The sequence below is a fragment of the Psychrobacillus sp. 05T411 genome (assembly GCF_056396485.1).
In genome coordinates, this window is sequence record NZ_JBFTLO010000002.1 from 23,608 (window position 1) to 48,301 (window position 24,694).

At 36.1% G+C, this 24,694-nt stretch carries 24 protein-coding genes and 1 riboswitch; of the genes, 3 read left to right on the forward strand and 21 right to left on the reverse strand.

The window, feature by feature from the left end; translation table 11 throughout:
* Nucleotides 1-17 precede the first annotated feature (17 nt).
* The 9 genes from AC1DFT_RS01655 to AC1DFT_RS01695 all read right to left on the reverse strand — a co-directional run bounded on the left by AC1DFT_RS01655 (nt 18) and on the right by AC1DFT_RS01695 (nt 9,200).
* Nucleotides 18-686, reverse strand: coding sequence for a methionine ABC transporter permease (locus AC1DFT_RS01655; protein ID WP_477917017.1), 669 nt, complete (start codon nt 684-686; stop codon nt 18-20).
* A complete protein-coding gene (locus AC1DFT_RS01660; RefSeq protein ID WP_477917019.1) occupies nt 679-1,704 on the reverse strand; it encodes a methionine ABC transporter ATP-binding protein in 1,026 nt (341 codons plus the stop codon). The genes AC1DFT_RS01655 and AC1DFT_RS01660 overlap by 8 nt, the downstream gene beginning before the upstream one ends.
* A 92-nt stretch (nt 1,705-1,796) precedes the next feature.
* Nucleotides 1,797-1,901, reverse strand: a riboswitch (SAM riboswitch).
* Nucleotides 1,902-1,941: 40 nt separating this feature from the next.
* Nucleotides 1,942-2,262: a thioredoxin family protein gene (locus tag AC1DFT_RS01665; RefSeq protein WP_477917021.1), complete on the reverse strand. Its 321-nt coding sequence runs from the start codon at nt 2,260-2,262 to the stop codon at nt 1,942-1,944.
* A gap of 11 nt (nt 2,263-2,273) precedes the next feature.
* Nucleotides 2,274-2,624 (reverse strand): toprim domain-containing protein, encoded by a 351-nt coding sequence (locus AC1DFT_RS01670; protein ID WP_402821551.1) that lies wholly within the window; start codon nt 2,622-2,624, stop codon nt 2,274-2,276.
* A 75-nt stretch (nt 2,625-2,699) separates the two neighbouring features.
* Entirely contained in the window at nt 2,700-3,080 is a 381-nt protein-coding gene (gcvH, locus tag AC1DFT_RS01675; protein ID WP_477917023.1) for a glycine cleavage system protein GcvH, read from the reverse strand.
* A 74-nt stretch (nt 3,081-3,154) separates the two neighbouring features.
* Nucleotides 3,155-3,517, reverse strand: a complete 363-nt coding sequence (locus tag AC1DFT_RS01680; protein WP_477917025.1) for an arsenate reductase family protein — start codon at nt 3,515-3,517, stop codon at nt 3,155-3,157.
* Nucleotides 3,518-3,599: 82 nt separating this feature from the next.
* A complete protein-coding gene (locus AC1DFT_RS01685) occupies nt 3,600-5,381 on the reverse strand; it encodes an acyl-CoA dehydrogenase family protein (protein ID WP_477917027.1) in 1,782 nt (593 codons plus the stop codon).
* 183 nt (nt 5,382-5,564) lie between these two features.
* Entirely contained in the window at nt 5,565-6,740 is a 1,176-nt protein-coding gene (locus AC1DFT_RS01690) for an acetyl-CoA C-acetyltransferase (protein WP_477917029.1), read from the reverse strand.
* Between the two features lie 33 nt (nt 6,741-6,773).
* The gene (locus AC1DFT_RS01695; RefSeq protein ID WP_477917031.1) at nt 6,774-9,200 is read right to left on the reverse strand and encodes a 3-hydroxyacyl-CoA dehydrogenase/enoyl-CoA hydratase family protein; all 2,427 of its coding nucleotides are present in this window, start codon (nt 9,198-9,200) and stop codon (nt 6,774-6,776) included.
* A gap of 154 nt (nt 9,201-9,354) precedes the next feature.
* Here AC1DFT_RS01695 and AC1DFT_RS01700 point away from each other — a divergent pair, with 154 nt between their 5' ends.
* Entirely contained in the window at nt 9,355-9,672 is a 318-nt protein-coding gene (locus AC1DFT_RS01700; RefSeq protein WP_402980776.1) for a thioredoxin family protein, read from the forward strand.
* A 78-nt stretch (nt 9,673-9,750) separates the two neighbouring features.
* On the opposite strand, the gene AC1DFT_RS01705 is transcribed toward AC1DFT_RS01700, so the two are convergent.
* Both AC1DFT_RS01705 and AC1DFT_RS01710 read right to left on the reverse strand, forming a co-directional pair.
* A complete protein-coding gene (locus AC1DFT_RS01705; RefSeq protein ID WP_477917033.1) occupies nt 9,751-10,740 on the reverse strand; it encodes a 2-hydroxyacid dehydrogenase in 990 nt (329 codons plus the stop codon).
* A 64-nt stretch (nt 10,741-10,804) separates the two neighbouring features.
* Nucleotides 10,805-11,680 (reverse strand): GNAT family N-acetyltransferase, encoded by an 876-nt coding sequence (locus AC1DFT_RS01710; RefSeq protein WP_477917035.1) that lies wholly within the window; start codon nt 11,678-11,680, stop codon nt 10,805-10,807.
* Nucleotides 11,681-11,885: 205 nt separating this feature from the next.
* On the opposite strand from AC1DFT_RS01710, the gene AC1DFT_RS01715 reads away from it, so the two are divergent.
* Complete coding sequence (locus AC1DFT_RS01715) at nt 11,886-12,404, forward strand: C39 family peptidase (RefSeq protein WP_477917037.1); 519 nt, start codon at nt 11,886-11,888, stop codon at nt 12,402-12,404.
* Here AC1DFT_RS01715 and AC1DFT_RS01720 read toward each other — a convergent pair.
* A complete protein-coding gene (locus tag AC1DFT_RS01720; protein ID WP_477917039.1) occupies nt 12,401-13,276 on the reverse strand; it encodes a 5'-3' exonuclease in 876 nt (291 codons plus the stop codon). The two genes, AC1DFT_RS01715 and AC1DFT_RS01720, sit on opposite strands and share 4 nt — an antisense overlap.
* Before the next feature lie 103 nt (nt 13,277-13,379).
* Here AC1DFT_RS01720 and AC1DFT_RS01725 point away from each other — a divergent pair, with 103 nt between their 5' ends.
* Nucleotides 13,380-14,594: an NAD(P)/FAD-dependent oxidoreductase gene (locus AC1DFT_RS01725; protein WP_477917040.1), complete on the forward strand. Its 1,215-nt coding sequence runs from the start codon at nt 13,380-13,382 to the stop codon at nt 14,592-14,594.
* A 36-nt stretch (nt 14,595-14,630) separates the two neighbouring features.
* Here the strand turns inward: AC1DFT_RS01725 and AC1DFT_RS01730 are convergent, their stop codons facing one another.
* The 9 genes from AC1DFT_RS01730 to AC1DFT_RS01770 all read right to left on the reverse strand — a co-directional run bounded on the left by AC1DFT_RS01730 (nt 14,631) and on the right by AC1DFT_RS01770 (nt 24,689).
* On the reverse strand, nt 14,631-15,581 hold the full coding sequence (locus tag AC1DFT_RS01730) for a polysaccharide deacetylase family protein (RefSeq protein ID WP_477917042.1): 951 nt from the start codon (nt 15,579-15,581) through the stop codon (nt 14,631-14,633).
* Between the two features lie 16 nt (nt 15,582-15,597).
* Nucleotides 15,598-16,278 carry a hypothetical protein gene (locus AC1DFT_RS01735; RefSeq protein WP_477917044.1) on the reverse strand — a complete coding sequence of 227 codons (681 nt, stop codon included), beginning with the start codon at nt 16,276-16,278 and terminating at the stop codon, nt 15,598-15,600.
* Between the two features lie 136 nt (nt 16,279-16,414).
* A complete protein-coding gene (locus tag AC1DFT_RS01740; RefSeq protein ID WP_477917046.1) occupies nt 16,415-17,005 on the reverse strand; it encodes a GNAT family N-acetyltransferase in 591 nt (196 codons plus the stop codon).
* Between the two features lie 17 nt (nt 17,006-17,022).
* The gene (locus AC1DFT_RS01745; protein WP_477917048.1) at nt 17,023-17,931 is read right to left on the reverse strand and encodes an NAD-dependent epimerase/dehydratase family protein; all 909 of its coding nucleotides are present in this window, start codon (nt 17,929-17,931) and stop codon (nt 17,023-17,025) included.
* Complete coding sequence (locus tag AC1DFT_RS01750) at nt 17,928-19,028, reverse strand: glycosyltransferase family 4 protein (RefSeq protein WP_477917050.1); 1,101 nt, start codon at nt 19,026-19,028, stop codon at nt 17,928-17,930. The genes AC1DFT_RS01745 and AC1DFT_RS01750 overlap by 4 nt, the downstream gene beginning before the upstream one ends.
* A gap of 77 nt (nt 19,029-19,105) precedes the next feature.
* A complete protein-coding gene (locus AC1DFT_RS01755) occupies nt 19,106-20,794 on the reverse strand; it encodes a GNAT family N-acetyltransferase (RefSeq protein ID WP_477917052.1) in 1,689 nt (562 codons plus the stop codon).
* Between the two features lie 43 nt (nt 20,795-20,837).
* A complete protein-coding gene (murJ, locus tag AC1DFT_RS01760; protein ID WP_477917054.1) occupies nt 20,838-22,352 on the reverse strand; it encodes a murein biosynthesis integral membrane protein MurJ in 1,515 nt (504 codons plus the stop codon).
* Between the two features lie 201 nt (nt 22,353-22,553).
* Nucleotides 22,554-23,846: a UDP-glucose dehydrogenase family protein gene (locus AC1DFT_RS01765; protein ID WP_477917055.1), complete on the reverse strand. Its 1,293-nt coding sequence runs from the start codon at nt 23,844-23,846 to the stop codon at nt 22,554-22,556.
* A gap of 48 nt (nt 23,847-23,894) precedes the next feature.
* Nucleotides 23,895-24,689 (reverse strand): glycosyltransferase family 2 protein, encoded by a 795-nt coding sequence (locus AC1DFT_RS01770; RefSeq protein ID WP_477917057.1) that lies wholly within the window; start codon nt 24,687-24,689, stop codon nt 23,895-23,897.
* Nucleotides 24,690-24,694 lie beyond the last annotated feature (5 nt).

Consider the following 24,694-nt stretch of genomic DNA (forward strand, 5'->3'; position numbering starts at 1 on the left):
TAAACCCGGAAACACCTTTATCGTTTGTCTATTTTCGTAGTAATCATATCGCCAATCCATTGAATAATAAATACAAGGATCAGTATTAAAATCGTGGACATTAATGTAACATCCGTTCTACTGCGTTGGAAACCATCTAGAAAAGCGAGTGTTCCTAGACCGCCAGCACCAATTATTCCCGCCATTGCCGTATATCCGACGAGTGAAATACAAGTGACTGTAATCCCAGAAACTAAAGCTGGCATCGATTCAGGAAGTAAAACCTTCCATATAATAGTAGAGGTTTTGGCACCCATTGATTTTGCCGCTTCTAAAACTCCTTTATCGATTTCTCGTAGACCGATTAACACCATACGTGCATAGAATGGAGCAGCTCCAATGACAAGAGCTGGAAAAGCAGCATTTGGACCACGCATTGTACCAACTAAAAATATCGTTATAGGAATTAATAATATGATTAAAATAATAAACGGAATAGACCTGAAAATATTAACAAAAGCACCTGTCAACCAGTTGGCTAGCTTATTTGCCCATGCTTGATGTGGACTTGTTAAAAATAATAAGAGCCCAAGTGCTAAACCAAAAATGGCAGTTAATATAGTGGAGACTGCTGTCATATATAATGTTTCTAGTGCTGCTTCCCACATTTTAGGCCAATCAACATTCGGAAAAAGCGTATTAATCATTGTTGATCACCTCTGTACTTACTTTCTGTTCATGTATAAATCGAATCGCTTCATCGACCGCTTTTGCATCTCCATCTATTTGGAGAATTAGCGTACCAAATGCACCACTTTTTGTATGTGAAATATTTCCTTGAACGATATTTACTTCTAGCTCAAATTGTTTGATGAGTCTTGAAAGAATTGGTTGCTCGGTCTGTTCTCCGACGAAAACGAGTTTGATTAACTTGCCATTGGGATATAGATCTACTAAATTTTGTATCGTCTGCTGCGCTTGTCCTACTTCTGATACTTGTGATAAGAATCGTTTTGTAATTGGTTGTTCTGGGTTTTGGAAAACTTCTAACACGTCGCCTTCTTCAACAACACGCCCGCCTTCCATTACTGCCACTCGATTGCAGATCTTTTGAATGACTTGCATTTCGTGTGTGATTAACACAATCGTTAAACCTAGTTTTTCATTAATGCTAACTAATAAATCTAAAATAGCATCCGTTGTTTCTGGATCGAGTGCAGATGTTGCTTCATCACAGAGTAACACTTCTGGACGATTTGCTAAGGCACGTGCAATGCCTACACGCTGTTTCTGCCCCCCTGATAGCTGAGAAGGATAATAATTCCCTCTTCCTTCAAGCCCAACAAGTTCTATCAATTCATTCACACGGGCCGTTCGCTGATCCTTTGGTACTCCAGCAATTTCAAGTGGGAAAGCAATATTTTCTGCAATTGTTCTGGACCATAACAAGTTAAAATGTTGGAAAATCATACTTACTTTATGTCGAACTTGACGAAGCTTATCCTCATTTATTGAAGTGATTTCTTTTTCATTTACTATTATTTGTCCAGCAGTTGGTTTCTCTAATCCATTGAGTAACCGGATTAATGTACTTTTTCCGGCACCACTATATCCAATAATGCCGAAAATTTCGCCTTGCTTTATGTCAAGATTTACATCATCCACAGCAATTATCGTACCTTGTTTCGTTTGGAACTTCTTCGAAACTTCTTTTAAACTAATCATGTAAATCTCACCTTTCCTTTAACAGTAAAAAATCCCTTCTGCAAAAGAGCAGAAGGGAAGTAAGTTTTCTATCTAAATAGAACTTATCCATTCTCTCATTTCCCAAAGCATTAGCTTTGTGTGATTTGGCACCATTTCATTTACATGACGGTTGCCGGGCTTCGTAGGGCACTTCCCTCCACCACTCTTAATAAGAGTAACACTATTTGATTTTATTGCTCAGTAAAACGTATATTATCATATAACCAATTCATCGTCAATACTTTTTATTGTTTCAACTAGAAAAGGAACGGATTGAAAAGCGTATATTTTTTTGTATACGTGTCCTTTTTTAGCAATCAACAGGCAAGGAACACTTTCAATTTCATAATCCATTGCTAGGCTTTCTAAATAATTTATATTTGCTTGACCTATTGGATTTGGTACTAATTCATTGATCACTTGCATCATCTTATTTGCTACCATGCAAGTACCGCACATCGGTGTATAAAGATAAAATAGCGAAAGCTGTCCGTCCTTTTTATGGTGCTCCCACTGTTCTCGCGTCCATTCATTCACAACACATCATCCTAAAGTAAAAATTCTTTTTTCACCTTAATATTAACACGTTTCAATATAGAAGCCAAAACTTTGAAAGGGGTGTTGGCCACTTCACAGTACATTGGATTTGTGTATAGATGTATTGCTTCTGGATATTCTTTTCGGACGATGGATCGAATTTGTTCGCCAGATTTATCCGCATCCAAAAATGCATAGATGGGAAAATCATCATATGGGCTTAAAATTTCTTCTAGTTTTACGTTCGAGATCGTACCATTCGTACAAATAATTTCTGGGGATTCATCAAGAAGTCGTAAAAGTTGGAGCTTATCCGACCTTCCTTCAACGAGAATTACTTTTTCACTAAAAACATTAGCCAATTAGCTTCTCTCCCTAATTATATCGTTAACATAGTATATGAAAAAAACGCCGACAATTAACCGGCGTTTTGATTATTATTCTGAAATTAATTCTTCGTATTTTTCCGCAGACAATAAACCATCAATTTCTGAAGCATCTGATGGTTCTACAACGATCATCCATGCATTTTCATACGGAGATTCGTTTACAAATTCAGGGCTATCTTCTAGTTCACTATTTACTTCTACAACTTTTCCACTTATTGGAGCATAAAGTTCTGAAACAGTTTTTACTGATTCTACACTACCGAATGGATCTCCCGCTTTAATATCGTCTCCCACTTGTGGAAGCTCAACAAACACGATATCTCCTAGCTCAGATTGTGCAAAATGCGTAATACCAATACGCGCATTTCCACCTTCTGTTTTTACCCATTCATGTTCTTCTGAATATTTCAATTCTTTTGGTGTGCTCATAATTATACCCCTCTCAAATAAGTTATATATTCACTTATAATATTCACATATTTTTATTGTAAAAACAAGCTACTTTAGTTGTTTGTCCAAATATGTTCAAACTCTTCTTCTTTGAAACCAAGAGTCAAATGCTTACCATCAAAGACAAGTGGTCTTTTTACAAGCATTCCATCCGATACTAGCGTTTCAATTTGTTCTTCTTCCGTCATATTTGGTAGTTTATCCTTTAATTGCAACTCTCTATATTTCGTGCCACTTGTATTAAAAAGTTTTTTTAATTCCAAGCCACTCGCAGAAAGCATCTCTTTTATAAGTTCCTTAGAAGGAGGTGTTTCCACAATATGATGTTGAACAAACTCTACATCATGGTTTTTTAACCATTTACTTGCTTTATTACATGTACTACATTTAGGATATCCAAAAAATTGAATTGTCATTACTTCTCACCTTTTTCTATTTATCATATCAAAAAATACAGGGAACCGCACTACGGTTCCCTGTATTTTTATAGTGAGCTAATTAGACAACATATTTCTCCGCGTCTATTAATTTAACAGAAGCTTCGCGTTTTTTTGTAATAACATTATATGGAGTATAACGTGTTAGTTTACGAAGCGCAGAAAGCATCATGCGTAATGTATCGCCTTCTACAGAAGCGATTAACGTTTCTTTCGCAGCTTTTTCAACCTCATCGAATGCTTCTTGGCAGAAAATTTGTGTATAAAGCAATTTTTGGTTTGCTTTTTCTGCTCCGTCACGGCCAATTGCTTTTTCTGTACGTAGAACAGCAGATTCCATTGCGAATAAGTTATTAGCGATATTTGCAATGTTTACTAAAACTTCTTGTTCTGCCTCTAACTTTGTACCGAAACGTTGTGCGGCAAGACCTGCAGCTAGTAAACCAATTTTCTTTGCATTTGCTACTAAAACTTTTTCTTGTTCTAGTGGCGCATCACTTACTTCTTCCGGCATCATCATCAGTAACTCTTCTTGCAGGCTTTGTGCTTTTTGAAGTAGTGGCAATTCGCCTTTCATTGCTTTTTTCAAGAAAGTCCCTGGAACGATCAATCGATTAATTTCATTTGTTCCTTCGAAAATGCGGTTAATACGAGAGTCACGATAAATGCGTTCCACTTCGTATTCTTGCATGAAGCCATATCCGCCATGTAACTGAACAGCTTCATCTGCGATATAATCCAATACTTCTGAGCCTACGACTTTATTAATCGAACATTCAATTGCATATTCTGCGATAGATGCTGCAATTGCTTTTCCGTCCTTTTGTTCTTCAGCACTCAACTGACTCATACGGTCCTCAAAATAGCCAACAGTACGGTAGATTAAGCTTTCTGTTGCATATAATTTCGATGCCATTGTCGCTAATTTTTGTTTCGTCAAATTAAAAGAAGAGATAGGTGTTTTGAATTGTTGACGCTGATTCGCATAAGAAATCGCTAATTCCAATGCACGTTTTGAACCTCCAACAGTTCCAACTCCCAATTTGTAACGGCCAATATTTAAAATATTGAACGCAATGACATGACCTCGACCAATTTCACCAAGTAAGTTTTCTACCGGCACTTGCGCATCTTGTAAAATAAGCGTACGAGTCGAAGATGATTTAATGCCCATTTTCTTTTCTTCCGCTCCAACGGATACGCCTGGGAATGTTCTTTCTACGATGAATGCAGTGAATTTATCCCCATCCACTTTTGCGTAAACAACAAATACATCTGCAAAACCTGCATTTGTAATCCATTGCTTTTCACCGTTTAAAATATAGTGCGTCCCTTCTGCATTTAACCTTGCATTAGTTTTCGCTCCTAGTGCATCTGAACCTGAACCTGGCTCTGTAAGTGCATATGCAGAGATTTTCGCACCAGAAGCAGAGTTTGGTAAGTATTTTTGTTTTTGTTCTTCATTACCAAAAAGGACGATTGGTAATGTTCCGATCCCTACATGAGCACCATGTGTAATTGAAAAACCACCTGCTACAGATAATTTCTCCGCAATTAATGCAGAAGAAATTTTATCTAATGCAATCCCGCCATACTCTTCTGGAATATCCGCTGCAAGTAAGCCAAGATCACCTGCTGATTTAAGTAATCGAACCGAATGCTCAAACTCATGATTTTCCAGTTTTTCTACGACAGGTAATACTTCATTTTTAACATAATCCTCCGCAGTTTTCGCAATCATTTTTTGTTCATCTGTAAAATCCTCTGGTGTGAAAATACGGCTTGCATCCACATCTTCTACTAAAAAGCTTCCACCTTTAATAACTTCCTTTACTTCCGCCATGTTCATTTCCCCCTATTATTTTGTAATCAAATTCGCCTCGTCGTATTTGCTCCTGCGCAAGCTCGTCGCAGAAAACATTGCACTCAGATTTTTATCGAGCTTGCTCGATAAATTCCTCTAAAAATCTGTGGCATCCGCCGGAGGCTATAACTTCATTCAGCAGTCATTTTTTGCTGAATGAAGTTATAAAAGTTCAAAAACGCCTGCTGCTCCCATTCCCCCGCCAATACACATCGTTACAACTCCAAATTGTTTTCCTTGTCGTTTAAGCTCGCTCATCATTTTTAATGTCAAGATCGTTCCAGTTGCCCCTAGTGGATGTCCGAGTGCAATCGCTCCACCGTTTACATTCACTTTGTCGATATCAATGCCTAAGTGACGTACAACTTGGATAGATTGCGAAGCGAATGCTTCATTGATTTCCCAAACGTCGATGTCTTCAATAGCTAATCCTGCAAGTTTTAATGCTTTTGGAACGGCTACAATCGGACCAATCCCCATTACATCTGGTGCAACCCCGCCCACTGCGAACGAACGGAATTTAGCCATAGGTTTTAAACCTTGTGCTACTGCAACTTCACGATCCATCACAAGTACTGCACCTGCTCCGTCCGAAGTTTGCGAAGCATTACCTGCTGTTACCGATCCACGTACATTAAATGCAGGTCTCAACTTTGCAAGCGTTTCGATCGATGTACCAACTCGAACACCTTCATCCATTTCAAATAAAAGCTTTTTCTCCCCAGCTTTATTATTTTCATCTACAAAATGCTTCACTACTTCTACTGGAACAATTTCATCGTTAAACTTACCAGCAGCAATAGCAGCTGCAGCTAGCTCATGGGAACGAACTGCAAAAGCGTCTTGGTCTGCCCGGCTCACTCCGTATTTGTTGGCCACTTGCTCCGCTGTATGGCCCATTCCCATATAATACTCCGGAGCTGTTTCTGCTAAATATGCATTTGGTCGAATTGTATTCCCCATCATCGGTACCATACTCATCGACTCTATTCCACCTGCAATAATTGCTTCGGAATGCCCGAGCATAATACGCTCTGCTGCATAAGCAATGGATTGCAATCCTGATGAGCAAAAGCGGTTCACTGTTATAGCTGGGGTTGAATCAGGCAGTCCGGCCAAAGCCCCTATATTACGAGCTACATTCATCCCTTGTTCTGCTTCTGGCATGGCGCAGCCTAATATTAAATCATCTATTGGTCCATCATAACCGCCCGCTCTTTTTAAGGTTTCTCTTACTACTAATGCTCCGAAATCATCTGGACGAACAGTAGCCAAAGATCCTTTTTTCGCTTTACCAACTGGTGTTCTTGCACCTGCTACAATAACTGCTTCACGCATGAGTTTTCCTCCTTTATCACCTACGCAACAAACTTAGTTGCGTAATGGCTTACCTTTCACTAACATATGTTGCATTCTTGCTTGCGATTTTGGATCGGCAACTAAACTTAAAAACGCCTCCCGCTCCAGATTCAGTAAGTATTGCTCATCCACTAAAGTACCGTATGGAACTTCTCCACCAGCGATCACATAGGCAAGCTTTTTCGCAATTTTCAAGTCATGCTCACTAATATAGCCAGATAAGAACATGCCTTCAGCACCTAAAAGTAATGTTGCATATCCAGGAGATCCGGTTACCGGAACCTTTTCTCGTAACGGAGCTTTATATCCAGCATTTGCAAGACTTAGTGCGGCTTGTTTTGCATCATACAATTGATGATCCGCATTCACGCTAATACCATCTGCAAAGTTTAAGTAGTTATTTTCAAGCGCTTCTTCCCCAGATGTGGAAACCTTTGCCATCGCAATTGTTTCAAATACTTTATTGGCAACATATTGATAGTCCACTTGAACACCTTTTGGAAGTCCTTTTAAATGCTTCATGTATAACTCTTTGTTTCCCCCACCACTTGGTATTAGACCAACACCTGCTTCCACTAGCCCCATATAGGTTTCTGTCGTTGCTTGAATATGGGCTGCTGGTAAACAAGCTTCTGCACCACCACCAAGTGTCATCCCAAATGGTGCAACCACTACTGGTTTAGAGGAATATTTAATTTTCATCGTTGCATTTTGGAAGCTACGAATAACAAAGTCCAATTCAAATAAATTATCGTCTTGTGCTTCCATCAAAATCATGCCAAGGTTTGCTCCAACACTGAAATTTTTCCCTTGGTTTCCAATCACAAGCCCTTTATAGTTTTTCTCCACTTCCTCAATGGCAAAGTTAATCATTTGTAGTATATCGAGTCCAATTGCATTCGATTTAGAATGGAATTCTAGTAAAGCAATACCGTCTCCTAAATCTATTAAACTAGCACCAGAATTGGATTTAATGACACCATGTTTTTTCTTATAACGTTTCAGATCGATTACTTTTTCATTGAAAGAAACAATTTTGTAGTCATTTCCATCAAAGTAATAAAGATCTCCATTTTCTTCTTTATAAAAGGATTCGAATCCTTTATCTAAAAGCGACTGTACGAATACAGGAATTTCCTTTCCTTCTGCTTTCATCTTTTCCACTGACTCTTTTACACCGATTGCATCCCATAATTCAAATGGTCCTTGCTGCCAGCCGAATCCCCATTTCATCGCTTGATCAATGGATACGATATCGTCGGCAATTTCCCCGTGCAACTGAGCGGAATAAATAAGTGTCGGGCTTAAAATGCTCCAAAGCAGTTCTCCAGTTCGGTCTTTTGCATATGTTAACGTTTTCACTTTTGCCGCTAATCCTTTTTGCTGTTTGGCCATTTCTATCGTTGGCGTATTTAGCTTTTTGACTGGCTCGTATTCTAGTGTTTCCGGATTTAATTCTTTAATTTCTTTACCTTCTTTTAAGAAGAAACCTTGCCCAGTTTTTGCACCAAGCCATTTATTTTCAAGCATTTTATGCATAAATGCAGGTACTTCAAACACTCTCTGCTCTTCTCCAGTTGTTTGGTCATATACGTTTTTCGCAACATGTGCAAACGTGTCTAATCCAACTACGTCTAATGTACGGAATGTCGCAGATTTTGGACGTCCGATTAGTGGTCCAGTAACCGAATCCACTTCCCCTACAGAAAATCCGCGTGCCTGCATTTCTCGAAGTGTTACAAGTAATCCATAGGTGCCAATTCGGTTAGCGATGAAGTTGGGTGTATCTTTTGCTAGTACTACGCCTTTTCCTAAAACGTCTTCACCAAATTGCTTCATATAATCTACTACTTCAGAATCGGTTGTTTTGGCAGGTATCACTTCTAGCAGTTTTAAATAACGTGGTGGATTAAAGAAATGCGTCCCAAGAAAATGCTTTGCAAAATCTTCGGATCGTCCTTCCACCATCGCATTAATACTAATCCCAGAAGTATTAGAGCTAATGATTGTCCCTGTTTTACGTACTGCATCTATTTTTTCATATAAGTTTTTTTTCACATCTAAGTTTTCCACTACTACTTCAATAATCCAGTCAACTTCTTTTAATTTGTCTAAATCGTCTTCTAAGTTCCCAGCAGTAATTAGTTGTGCGTTTTTAGTAGAAGTAAGCGGTGCCGGTTTTTGTTTCAACAATTTTTGTAATGCTGTTTGGGCAAATTTATTTCGAACTGCTGGATGCTCTAATGTTAACCCCTTTGCTTCCTCTTCTTTACTTACTTCTTTTGGCACGATATCTAACAGTAATGTTGGAATACCTATATTCGCTAAGTGAGCTGCAATTCCAGACCCCATTACCCCCGAGCCAAGAACCGCTGCTTTTTTAATTTGAAATGTCACGTGCAAAAGCCTCCCCTTTGTTTTGAATGAATGCTCATTCATTTTGTTGATAAAAAAAATAGAAGTAGTCTCTATGACTATTAGTTTAGAACATTTTTAAAATTTTCGCAATAATAAAATGAATGAAAAGTACATTTTTCTTTCCCCCCTTTTCAAAAGAGTGTAAACTAAAAACAAATCATAGGAGGTTTTTAATATGAACAAAATTACAACTGCAGAACAATTTAACGAAATCATCTCTGGAGACAACGAAGTACTAGTAAAATTCGAAGCTGGCTGGTGCCCAGATTGCCGTCGTATGGAAATGTTCATCGATCCAATTATCGAAAAATATAACCAATATACATGGTATGAAGTAAATCGTGACGAATTACCGGAAATTGCTGAAAAATACGAAGTAATGGGTATTCCTAGCCTTCTTATTTATCAAAATGGCGAGAAAAAAGCACATTTACACAGTGCAAATGCTAAATCCCCTGAACAAGTTACAGAATTCTTAGATGCTCAGAACTAATTAACGCAAATTTACAAAGCCCTTTGAAACATTAAGTTTCAAAGGGCTTTTTACATATAGTAATTTCTTCATTTGAAACTATTGTTTACTTATTTCAGCAGGCGCACTTAATTTGTTCAATATATTCGAAGGGAATTCCCCCTTAAGTATCTTTAAGACTGAATCAGCAGCGAGCATCCCCATCTTAAATCTCGTTTCTACCGTCGCCGATCCTATATGTGGTGTAGTTACAACGTTTGGAAATTTCAATAAGGGATGTTTGACATGAACTGGTTCCTGTTTATAAACGTCTAATCCAGCCCCAGCGATTTCTTTATTCTCCAATGCTTCAACTAAGGCATCTTCATCGACGACAGCACCACGTGATCCATTTACAAAAATAGCATTTTTCTTCATCAACTTAAATTCGGCGGTACCAAACATATTTTTCGTTTCCTCGCTTAGTGGAACCATATTACAAACAAAGTCCGCGCGTTTCAGTAAGTCTTGAAAACTGCAATACTGTGCATCATAATTCGATTCGATTTCCTCGTCGCGACGTCTATTATGATATAAAACTTCCATACCAAAACCAAATTTCGCCCGTGTCGCTATTGCCTTTCCGACACCACCCATTCCAATAATTCCTATCACTTTACCGTGAACATCATGTCCAAACAACTCTTCTCCAATCATTGCATCCCAATTTCCTTGTTTCACATATTCATCCAACTCTGGTATTCTTCTAGCAACAGAAAGAAGTACGCCGAATACTGCATCCGCTACAGTTTCATTTAAAATGTCTGGTGTATTTGTTGCTAAAATATTTCGTTTTGTTAAAATATCTAAATCCAAATTATCATATCCAACCGAAATATTACTTACTACTTTCAACTTTGGACTTTTCTCCAAAATTTCTTCATCTATTTTTAGAGCTGAACCTATCAATGCTACCGTATCTTTCAGATGAGAGATAAATTGCGGATACCTTGTGTCATCTAATTTTTCAAAATAAACGACTTCGCATCTTGTACGTAAATAGTCTAAAACACGCGGATCCACTTTTCTATAAACGATTACTTTTTGCATGATTGGGCCCTCCTAATAATTTGCTTCGCTATTGATGCTTTGAATTAATTCGAAAAAGACTGTTCTACAATTGCTTCACCATAAATACTTGCGAGATGTCTGTTTTGGTAAATCCTTTACCCAGTAAAAAAGGAAGCGTTTTATTAGAATGGTCGAATAAATTATAGGTAGTTCTTTTAAGTGAATCTTGAAAATGCAAACCTTCTTGCAGCACCGCCTGAAGTGCACGCTCCCCTTCCTCATTCTCAGTATTTATAGTAGCCTGAAACAAAGTGACTCCTTCCATTTCTCCCCCATATTGTTGCTTTGTTCTTACTAAGCAAGCAGCGAGAACTTCATTTCCCTTTGTTGCAATAACTGCTTCGCCTCCTACTCTTGGAATAGTATTTGGATCAACTTGCCACGGAACGATGGTGGGAAAGATCCCTGCATTTACCGCTTGTAAGGCGGGAATTCTTTTGAGTGAAAACTCATTTGCAACATTTTCATCAAAAACAAGCTCGCCATCCGCCTCTAGAAAATGCAATGTATCTATTATTTTGTAACCAACTTTTTCGTATAGTTTAATAGCCGGCTGATTAATGGATAAAGCTTCTAATGTTGCAATACCTACATTTTGCTCTTTCAATATATGAAGTGCATTTTCTATAAGTACAGACCCTAGTTTTTTTCCTCTGTACGTTGGAATAATCCCTGTTCCACCATTCCACGCTATTTTCTGACCATCCACTTCCCGGACTCCTTGTAACACAAATCCAATCGGAATATTTTCGTCAATCATAGTAATCGAAAAAGCCGGTGAAAGATTATCATTTCCGAAACGTGCAACAAAAGCATCCAAAGACATTTTCATCGGAATATAATACCCTTCAAACCCATTCGTAAAAAGTTCATGTGCATCTTTAAATGTGATCTGGTCCATCGTTTTAAAAGTAATCATGTCATCCCCCCTTTGAAAAATATGTATATACTGAACATAATGTCATTATATTTTATTCTCAATGTTTTGATAATAGTTTTTACTATACTTTTAAAGTTGCAACTTATCAATGGATGATTTAATTTATACGTAAGCAATTGGCACAAAATAAAAAAGAGTTCTTCCCTATGGATTAGGAAAAACTCTTTATACTAGGAGGTTACATATGCAAACTCAATTACATGTTCAAGGTATTTCTCAATATGATTCTTCCATTCATTCGACCTACCGTGCTTCTGCTTGCGGACCAGTTACTGCGTACGTACTATTAAACTATTTATTGCCAAATGCCAATCCTTTTCAACCGAATGATCTTTATAGAAAATTAGGTGGAACACGTATCGGTTTATTCACCCATCGATTTATTCGGAATATGCGCAAAATACTCGGACCAAATTGGAAAATTAAAAAATGTTCCCTTCATACAGCTTTACAAGAGCTTAAAAAAGGTCGACCAATCGCACTCAAATTCGATAAATACTTTTCCTTACAATGGAATAAAAAATCAACATTCGCCTATCATTGGGTACCCCTTATCGGATATGAAATAGAAAACGACCAACTTGTATTAATCATTCATGACAATGGCGGTCGAAATCGGGAAAGCAAAATTCGCAAAGTTCCTTATTCGCAAAACGCTTCTATATTAACATTCATACAGGTTACACCAACATCTTCCGTTTAGTTTTGAAGCTGTCTTGCTAAAATTGTATAGCCATGCTCATATAAATAATCGAATTTAGTTGATGTAATGTCTTTTACAACCAAGTGATCTAGCTCTGCTTCGATCGGGACATCTCTTCGAATCGTTGCTAGTTCTTTCGATAACTTCAACATTTCTAAATCTGTTTCAATTTTCGTTCGTTGCCCTGCTTTCAATAAATGAAGGGAATCAATCACTGCTTCTACCGTTCCGTATGTTTGCACTAGTTGTAATGCCGTTTTCGGCCCGATTCCTTTTACCCCAGCATAGCCATCACTCGTGTCCCCCATGAATGCTTTTACATCAGGGAATAATAATGGTGAAATCCCATACTCTTCTTTAAAACGAGCTTCATTGTACACATCATAAATCGTAAATCCTTTTTTCGTAAAAGCGATTTCCGTCGACGGATGTAGTAACTGCAATAAATCTTTATCTCCACTTACAATCGTGAACTTCGCATCATCTTGCCATTTATGTGTAATAGAAGCAATGGTATCATCCGCCTCCATTCCAACTATCCCAAAGTTCATCCAGCCTAAATGCTCGGACAAATCTTGTGCCATATCAAATTGGGGAATTAGTTCTTCTGCTGGTTTCGGGCGGTTTGCTTTATATCCATCATATAGTTCATTTCGAAATGTGTGTGCCCCTTTATCCCAACAAACCGCCATATGTGTCGGCTGCATTAAATTTTGAGCAGCTAGTACATGGCGGGCAAATCCTTGGACAGCGTTCGTTGGAATCCCTTTATCATTTTTAAAATAATTTCCAGACATCGCGGTTGCAAAAAATGAGCGAAATAGTAGCGCCATTCCATCTATTACTAATACATGTGGTTTATCTTGGTTCATATTCAACATCCTTTTTCATTGATTAAGACTAGTATAACATGTGTGTGTTGAATCAATAGTATATGGGTATATAAGTAGAAATATAGATACGGAGGATTCCTGAATGAACTTACATAATGGCACACTTTATTGGCCTACAACAACCACCCAGTTTAAACCTCAAAATCGGAAAGAACAACTAGAAATATACGATGTAGTAATCGTAGGTGCTGGTATGTCCGGTTCTTTAACCGCACTTGCTTTAGTGGAAGCCGGGCTATCTGTCGCCATACTAGATAAACGAGAAATGGGGACTGGTAGCACAAGTGCAAATACGGGTTTATTACAGTATTCGAATGATATTATGCTGCATGAATTGATGGACCAAATTGGTGAAAAAGAGGCTGTTCGCTTTTATAAACTTTGTTACCAAGCAGTAGACGACATTGAAACAATAGTAAAACGACTACATATTGATGCCGACTTTATTCGTCGACCAAGTATTTGTTACGCAAGTGATGAAAAAGTTGTGGATAAAATTAAAACTGAATACGCTACTTTGAAAAAATATGGATTTCCATGTGACTATTTTGAACAAGATGATATAGAAGAAAAGTTTCCATTCTCTAAGCCAGGTGCTTTAGTTACCTTTAATGATGCAGAAGTAAATCCATTGAGATTTGTACAAGGACTTCTAAAAGAAGTCGAAACTGTTGGAGGACACCTTTTTTCATATGTGGACGTACAAGATGTAGTGCAAGAAAATGATATTTTGGAGATTCGTACTTCTCAACAAACATTTCACGCCAAACATATTGTTTATACGACTGGCTATGAAACTACGCCTGTCGGTAAAAGGATTGGTGCAGATATTAACCGCTCGTATGTATTTGTTAGTAATCCTTTAAAGAATTTGTCCGACTGGTATAAGAAAGCCCTTATTTGGGAAACAAAAAGACCTTATCTTTATATGCGAACAACAGTAGATGGCAGAATAATAGCGGGTGGATTAGATGAGGACAAACCGGAAGCCCCACTTTCAGACGAATTAATTATGAAGCGCGCAAACAACTTGTTAAGACAAACGAAGGAATTGTTCCCAAATTATGAGCTGAACATCGAATATGCCTACGCTGCTAGTTTTGGAGAATCCAACGACAATCTACCATTTATCGGAGAGCACCCGACTAAAAAGAATCACTATTATTTGCTAGGATACGGTGGGAATGGCACGGTATATAGTATGTTGGGATCTCAAATTTTAAGGGATTTGATTACTGGGAAAAGAAATGAAGATGCGGAGATTGTGGAACTGCGCAGGAAATATGGGGTGACATAAAAACCACGAAGGTGAGCAGTACTCCCTTCGTGGTTTTTATGAAATAATTTTCAGTACATTGGCGACATCCCGCATATGCATACTTTGAAAATTATATTTTGCTTTTAAATAATCTACATGTTTTAAGATTTCTTCGAGAAACTGCATATTCTCTTCGATATTCTTTCCAAAATTATGTGGATGCCACCATAAATGGTATAGTTCATTGTTTTTAGCAGCTTTTGTTAATCCATTTTTTATTCGTCTTAATCGATAGTTCTCCAATGCAGAAAATGGTTTACTGCATGGTCTTAAAAAGCGACTAGATTTAATGTTGATGATTGGTTCCTTTTGTATGTCTTTTAATGAAAATGTATGATGCCCAGTTAAATTTACATATGCGTCTAACAATCGAAGCATTCTTTTTGTTCTTGTATTTGTCTTGCTTGTAAAAGGACTATAAATCCAGCTTTCTTCATTTCCACGATATGCATCGATGCCGTACTTTTTACAAACATGCAAATAATCATTATTTGTTTGATTTCTTGGAAAGACCAATGATGTAATTTCTTCATTTAGTTGAACAACCGCTTGTAAATCCTTTTCGAAATGCTCCATTTTTTGCCCTTCTTCTAAACAATAATAATGGGAAAAAGTATGCGTCCCAATTTCCTGGTTAGGCACAGCTTTTATAGTCTCAATCAGTGTGTGCGCAAAATGATAAGGATCTTGTATTTCATCCTCTCCAACTTGCCATAGATTGGATTTAGCTGAAAAAGCTTCATATTCATAAGGTATGTCCATGCTTTCTAACTTTGCTAACAGGTCTTTTCTATTTTGACAATAGAGCATTCCAACAATTGCCCATGTAGCATGAATGTCATACTTTAGAAATAACTGCAAAATCCGTGGAATAGCGAGGCGAGCCCCCAGTATATTTTCTCCATAATCTTCAAGAGTGAATACATCATGGACTCCCCAGTTTAGCTCCATATCTAAAGAAATCACAAGTGCCCCCAGTATCTCATCCTTTCCTCGTAATGATCGTCCTAAGCCACAGGACTATTTTTCCAACGAATGAATTTGCGCTATAACCAGAGTAGACTTCAGTGATTTCTCCACCGTATTCCATTTTAAATTTACGGATATTTTCATTCTTTGTAAAACCGCCAATATCATAAATTGTATGATGAGTCTCTTTAAAATAAAGTATGTTATGCCACTGTAAATATCTACTTGCCTCACTTAACAATCTTTTTTCTCCTGATGTTTCTTTTAAGCGGAAATGGGACGCAGAATATAAAGAAAAAGCAGTTTCTCCGTCTGAAATATACACTTGATAACATAGGACTTCATAACCTTTGTTCATTAGTTTCGTAATGATTAGAGCATTTTTGTTCCTTAGTTTACTCATCGTATTTATGTGAAAGGAATTACATGGATACGTGTTTGAGTTTTGTGCGAAATCATTATAAAATTTCTGAAAAGCACGAATGTCTTTAGTTGACGGTTTATTAAGTATCTCTATATGAAACCCTTGATTTAAAGCCTTTTTAATTTGTTTTCTGTTTTTCTGATGCAATTGTTTGAGTAGTTCCTCTTTACTTTTTGTTAAATCTATTAGGAGCGTATCGTTTTTTTGCAAATAACTTTTTGGTATAAATGCGTGTGTGAAACCTCGGATATCGGAGGGATGTTCATCCAAGCCAAACTCTTTTAAAAAATAATACGTGTTCATTTTTATAGTAAGAAGTTTTCTTTCCAAATGGATAATAAAGGACACCTTCTCTTTAATTTACTACTATTTTTACTCGATATGGATAAGTCAGTCAAAATGTTAATTAAGTCTTCTCTTTATGAATCTCCTTATTAACAACTATTTCTTTTGCCCATAAGAAATTGCGATAAGTTTTTGCCCTTATAGTATTTGAAGAAAAGACAATATTTCTCGTATATCTATTATAATGGGAAGTTGAAGTTACGATACTTTTAGGTTGTTCTTTCATCTTTCTTGCCTGCAAATAGTTAGATAACTTAGTAGGTGTAGCCCCACTTTCTATTAATACATGCAACTGAAAAACGATACTCTTCTTTTGATTAATAATCGCATCTAAAACAAACATAATGACTCGATCTAAATCTCTCTTTCGAACTATTAAATCCATATAATTGACCTCTTTAAGAGCCAAAAAACTCACTATATAACCGAACCAAGTTTTTTTCGATTGAAATGGAAAAAATGCAATCATTCGATTATGTTCTTTTACTGCATAAATTTCCACTTCCTCATTTCCACCTGAAACTTCCCACCACCTACAAACATATTCAAATTCGATAAAGGGGTTTGTATTTATATTTTCCTTTAAAATAGTAGACCAGTCTCTTTCGAATAATCTTAAGTGCTTATACGATTTAATCAGAACAAGCTCCAAATAATCCTCCATTCAGGTTAGGTCTGTTTTATATAGGTATAATAATGAATTGTTTCTTTTAGGCCGGATACAAAACTATACGTTGGATACCATTCAAAAGATGCTATAGCTTTTTCGTTAGATAAGACACTTCTTTTAATCTCTCCTTCTCGTAATGATTCGTATATAGGACTAGTCCGAACTCCAGTAAGCTCCGTTAATCCCTCGAACACTTGTTGAATGGATATTTCCGTTGAAGAACTAATATTAAATATGCCCGTGCTTTCTGAAATTAATGATTGGATACAAGCTGCTGCAACATCTTTTACATAGATGAAATCCCTTGTTTGGTTTCCATCAAAAATCACTGGGTCCTTTCCTTCTAATAAACGATCAAGGAGACTTGTAATTACACCACCTGCCTGCAAAGGACCAAACACGTTAGAAAATCTTAGGATGCAACTTTTTAGACTAAATAGTTTCTCATATAATAGTATATAATTTTCTGCAGAGAGCTTGGATAAAGCATAAAAGGATAGCGGAGCAAGCTTTGAATCTTCTTTTATAGGCAATATAGAAGGATTTCCATATACTGCAGCAGTCGATGCAAATACACATTTTTTCACATTATATTGTTTAGAAAAGCGAAGGATGTTAAGTGTCCCAACCAAATTTGCCTGACAATCCTCCATAGGTTTTAGCATCGATTCAAATACGGATGATTGTGCAGCTAAATGAATAACGTAATCTGGTTGTTCAATTAGAAATACATTCTCTAAATCATTATTTGTTATATCCAATTCATAAAATCGTGTGTCTTTTGCTATATTACTTTTCGAACCTGTCGATAAATTATCTACCGCAACGACAGTAAATCGCTGTTTTAATAAGGCATGTACGACATAAGATCCGATAAAACCAGCTGCTCCAGTAACTAATACTTTCAATTTTTCTCCTCCGATAAAGTTAAGTTATAATACGTTGAGAGTGTTTTTTCATACATTTTTTCGAATGTAAAACTTGACTCATATATTTCACGACTTTTGTTGCCCATTTTTTGACGAAGTAACCCATCGTTTATTAATAAGGATAACTTCTCTGATAAGTTTTCATATATTAAAAAACCATTTCTCCAATCTCTAACAACCTCTTTTACCCCTCCAACATTTGACGCGATAATTGGAAGTTCTTGTGACATTGCTTCCAAAATACATAAAGGAAGTCCTTCCCATGAAGAAGTTAGGACGAAAATATCCGAGTCACTTAATAAAGCTGGGACGTTTGAATGATTGCCTAAAAACGTTACTTTATTACCTAAATTATGTTCTTGAACAAATTGAACCGATTCCTTTCTTAATCTTCCATCACCTGCAAAAATCATATGCCAGTTTAATTCCTTTAGAGGTAACAGTGCCTCTATAAGCTCTTGTTGTTTTTTAGGTTTCTCAAAACGAGCGACCATCAAAATGTTTACAGTTTCTCTAGGCATGCCTTCTAATCGGCCTTTTTTCATATCTATTACACCATTATGAATAGTCTTTAACTTCTCAAATGGAAGTACCTGATGTTTTAATGCTAGGTTTCGATCATAATCGCAAACGGTAATTACGGTTGTGCTTATCTTACCTATCCATTTTTCCATTCTTCTATAAAAGTGTTGTTGCTTCTTCCCTACTCCTTCTGTAAAAGACCAACCATGTGCTGTAAATACAAATGGAATACGAAGGGACCAACAGGCAATCCTGCCTAAAATCCCAGCTTTGGAAGAATGAATTGCCACAATATCCGGTTGTAGTTTTTTTATTTTTTTGCGTATTTCTAATAACGCGATAAAATCTTTTACTAGATGAATATTACGTATTAAAAATTTACTTCGCACGTATGCAACAGTAGGAATAAGTAAGTCTTGGTCAATTTTTTCTTCCCCACCGCAAACAATTGTCACCGTATGACCATCTTTTATTAGCCGTCTCGATAAATCACGGACATGAACTTGAGCTCCACCTAATTCATTCATATGTGTGATTAGTTGAACAATTTTCATCCATTATCCCTCATTTTCTTTGATGGAAACGATAAATAAACAACATACTATAATTTAATTAATATCTAAAACGCTCATTAAACAATGCTTTTTTCACCAGTAAATGTAGTTTTGGAAAATCCTAGTATCGTTCTTTTAAAAATTTGTTGACTTACTGTAAATCCTAACTTTTCTAGTTCACTTATTTCTTTTTGAGAAGAAGATTTAACACAAACGAATAATTTATTTGCTCTACTTTGCTGTTTGACAAAGGAACTAATATCACCTACATTATCAATACACCAATTTTCAATAAATACAGAGCTTTTTCGAAAATTTATTAAGTAAGAGATATCATCAATGCGGATAACCTTTTCGTTTGTCCAGAACACATTTTTAAAAGATAGATGACCTGCCATATAATAACCTTTATATCCTCCATATATTTTTGTACAAATATCCCTCATATGTTCTTGGAGTTGATTATTATTATTAATGGAATCTTTAATCGTTAAATGCGTATACTTATTATTTTCTACATCCTCTAATACATTCTTACTAGCAATTTCATAAATAGAGTAACGCTTCCATTCAAATAATTTCCTTAGTTTGGGACGCAGAAAGGTTGAAAGGGCTTCTCTCGCTCCTTTATTTTCTTTTTTACTAATAATGTTCTTTGTGACATAGAGTAGCTTTCCAATTTTGTTTCGCTTAAACAAAACCAGCCTCTGATGTACTTTAACACGTGCAACAAGCGATTCTTTTAAAGAAAGATAAAATCTTAGCATACTCGCTGGCAAGCCTTTCGAGGAAAAGATTATCTTTCTTGTATAATCTAAATCGGTATTCCACTCAAACTTATATGTTTCATAGCCAATACTTAAATCAAAAATATTAATACCACGCCTACTACATTGGAGAATTTTTTCCTTTTCTAATATTCTACCCGGACTAAATACTTCAAAATCATCGTCAAAGCCTAATACATAGCTGATATATCTTCCTCTACATCTATATCCATAGTCAAAAGCAATCATTTTACCATCTAAAAAAAGCCCATCTATCTCCGTATTGAAAGATCCATCTTGTAGTAGCGCTAAACTTCTATAAAACTGCTTTTCATCCGGATCAGTAAATCCACTTGTATCATGCTTTTTTTTCCATCGCTTATCATGAATGTTAAATATCGTCTCCATATGCTCAGCACCTGTGAGCAATGCTTGCACTTCTCCATTTTCTCTAATCCTTTTTTCTCTTCTATCCAGACGGTGTAACTTTTGCCTTTTCTTTATATATTCTTCCATCTGTATTTTTTCTAAATTTATATAGGGTGTGATGACTCGATGAGTAGAGTAACTTAATTTCTTCTTTCTAAGATATACTTCGAGTCTGCTGTGAGAAAAACTACTTTCCAATAACCCATGTAAATAGAAAATAACATTTCTTCTTTTTTTAATAATGGCGTCCATCACAAATTCCACAACATATTCCAAAGAATATTCATAGGAAACAAAATCCATATAGTTTGCTTGACCAAACCCAATAAAATTGTAATTGTATATCCAACCTTTTTTTTCATAAAGGAAGGGTAAAAATGCTATTATTTCTTCATTTTCCAAAACCGATATGATTTCTATATTTTTTTCTTTTCCTAAGTGCTTCCACCATTCCAAAACCCAATCAAATTCTATAAATGGGTTTGTATTCTTGTTCACTTCTAAAATAGTAGTCCAAGCCTTTCGAAATTTCCCTAGTTCATCAATGGACGTAATAGTTTTGAGTGACATATTCTTCAGTGTACTTCCCTCCTAAAATAATCTGTCTAATAAGCTAAAGACGGATGAGCTTCTTAAAAAAATCGAATAGTAGCTTTGACTCTCTCACTTTTAATAATGCTATTAAAGTGAAATAGACAATAACACCTGCACCAACAATGATTGATAACTTTATAAAAGCGTTCCATCCTATAAATAAATATCCATCCAGCATATAAACTACAAGGCCCATTATAAAAGAAGCAAAAATTACTTTAGCAAAAGTTATCACATTACCTTTCAAACCGAATACTCCAATTTTTTTCCGAAGATTAAGCATTAATAATAGTGAACAGAACAAAGCAGATAAACTTGTTGCGAGTGCTAGTCCACTAATCCCCATATAGGAAGATAAAATGAAATTAAGAACAATATTTAAAATAACTGAAATAGAAGCATTGTACATAGGTGTTTTTGTATCTTGTAGGGAATAAAATGTCCGATTTAATATTTCACGAAAACCGTATCCAATCATTCCTATAGAATAGAAAAATAGTGCATGTGAAGTCATTTCGATGGCACGTTCATCAAAATGTCCATGTCCAAAAAGCACTCTGATAATGGGGTTTGCTAATATCATAACCCCTATACTCGCCGGTACTACGATAATAATCACACTGGAAATAACTTCATTAATCGACTTCTTAAAGTCCTTTGTATTTTTTTTAGCTGCCATATTAGAAATAATGGGGAACATAACTGTAACAAACGAAAGGACAAAAATCCCTTGCACGAAATCATTTAACCGACTCGCATAAGTTAAAGCTGAAATTCCCCCTGTTACTAACATAGACGCCAACGTTTTATCTACCATCAAATTGATTTGATCGATAGAAATACCAATCATAATAGGAAAAACGATGACTGCCATTTTTTTGATGTTCTTATCCGTAAAATGGACAAATGGAACATATCGATAATTCGTTTTACGTATTGCAGGTATTAAAAAAAGCATTTGAAAAAAAGTGGCAAAAACACTGCCAATTGCTAAAAAGATAATATCGGTTTGAGCACTTATATAAATAGAAAGGATAATTACAATATTGAATGGAAAACCAATCATAGCAGGAATAGTGAACTTGCCATTCAGTTGGAGATAACTTATGAAAAGCTGGGTTAAACTTGTAAAATAGATACCTATTAACCCAATACGAGTGAAGAGTACGGCAACTTTTAATGTTTCATCATCGAAACCTAATGCGAACAACTTTACCAATACATTTGAAAATACTAGTCCAACTACAATAACTCCAGTTGTGACGATTAACACAATATTGATAAGATTATTCGTAAAACCAATAGCTGATTTTCGATCTACATTATGCTCGATTTGCTTATACATTGGAATATACGCAGTTGATATTCCTGCGATGATAAGACTGAATAATACTGAAGTAATAGTAGTTGAAACAATGTATGCATCACTTGAGGAGGTAGCACCGTAAAAAAAAGATAGTGTAATGTCACGCAGAAATCCTGATGCTTTTGATAGAACCGCTATAACCATCAAAAGAACTGCTGTTTTTTTCATAGTATCAATGGCTAGTCCTTCTTTTCTTTATATTTATAAAGCGATAGTATTTGATTTCTTTCGTTAGATTTTAAAAGTTATTCATCAGGAGGATCACGGAAATTGATTCTAGATAATTTTTATAACCCTTACTATTTAACTGTTCCTCCAGTATTATATTCATATTGACTCATATATCAGAACAGATTTTATCTATACTATTTATGGTCTTCCAATAGAATAATATTGAATATCATGACTTTTCATCAGAAGGGGATCAAAACAATTTCGTCCATCAAATATGATTGCTTTCTTCATAGTTTTTAAGAAATCTGTCGGAGTTAATTCCAGAAATTCATTCCATTCTGTGACAATAAAAGCAACATCCGTGTCTTGTAATGCTTCCTGTGAAGAATCCGCAAAAACTACTTGTCGGGGTAGTATTTCTTTTGCTCTTGCCATAGCGACGGGATCGTATACAATAATGTGTGCATCCTCTGACACTAACTTTTGAATAATGGGAATAGATGCAGCAGATCTTATGTCATCTGTATTTGGTTTAAATGAAAGACCCAAAACGGCAATTTTTTTATCTCTTAATGAACCTAAAATAGATTTAGCTTTTTCTACAAGAAAAAAGTTTTGACTTTTATTCACTTCTGTAACCGCTCTTAATATTCTAAAATTGTATTCTACGCTATTTGATATTTGTAGGAGCGCCTCAGTATCTTTCGGAAAACAGGAACCTCCATAGCCAATCCCAGCATTTAAAAAAGGTCTTCCTATTCTTTTATCCATCCCTATGCCATCCGCAACTTCTTCAATATTTGCTCCTAATTTATCACATAAATTTGCTATTTCATTAATAAAGCTAATCTTCGTTGCCAAAAATGCATTAGTGGCATATTTAATCATTTCAGCACTACGCAAATCAGTCTTAAATATTGTAATACCAAATGGCTGATTAATTTCTTCTAATAAGTTTGCTGCTCCTTCATCAGATGCACCAATAATGATGCGATCCCCTTCAAATGCATCATAAATCGCCGAACCTTCTCTTAAAAATTCAGGATTTGATACTACCTCAATAAAAAATTCACTGTTTGCGGATACTATTTCTTTTACTAATTCGTTTGTTCCGATAGGTACTGTACTTTTTAACACTACTACGATGTCTTTTGTCATATGTGTAGCTATTTGTTTAGCTGCTTGGATTATATAATCTAAGTTAGCTGTTCCATCTGTATTCTCCGGCGTTCCAACAGCTATATATACTACTTCAGCTTCTGGGATTGCTTTGTCATATTGTGTAGTAAAATAAAGATGTCCGTCTTCCAGTTGTTTTTTCATCATTTCTTCAAGTCCCGGTTCAAAAATAGGGGAAATTGCTCTCTTTAGCTTGTTGATCTTATGTTCATTGATGTCCACACAAGTCACATAGTGACCAATACTAGCTAATGCAACTCCAGTGACGAGCCCTACATATCCCGTTCCTACAATGGTGATTTTTCTCATTTTCTTTCACAGGTCCTCTCTAGCAATGTATCGTCTATGATTATATTTTTAAGCATTATTCCACCATTTTCTCCAAATAAATAGTAACCTCCATGGAATGAATCCACCGATAACCGTTTTCCACATAAAAATATAACCGAGAGGCATAAGACCCATTTCTTTAAATCTGTCCCCATTCACTTTTGCCGCAATCAGTCTATATTTCACTGACCTTCTCTTAAATGCAGCTTTATTTTCCCTATAGTAATGCAAGTACTCTTGAATATTTGCTCCCATTAGACCTTTTGCATACATTCGCATAACCATATCAGCATCTTGTCCACGTGTGGTCTCATCGGAAACTCGGTACCCTCCTACCTTCTGGAGTGCTAATTTTCGAAACATCATGGAAGGATGTGCAAAAGGAAAACCCCACAAAAAATCCTTCTTTATTGGAAACTCTTTCAATAATGTTTTGGACCAAATACCCTTTTCATCAAACGAAATATCACCGGTACCGACAAAATCTATATTCTTATTTTCCTCCAGATACTCCACTTGCTTCTTTAACCTACCAGGCATTGACCGATCATCAGCATCTTCTATGGCGATAAATTCTCCAGTTGCCACTTCTATACATCTATTCCTTGAATACGCCGCTTTTTTATTCACGGAATTTTTTAAAATGCTTATGCGTTTATCTAATTTTGCATACCTTTCAAGTACGCTTGCTGTTTTATCGGTAGATGCATCATCACATATGATTAATTCCCAATCCTTATAGCTTTGATTTATAATACTTTCTATTGCTTCCCCTACTACATTTTCACAATTATATGCAGCAATTATTACAGAAACTCTCACCCGAT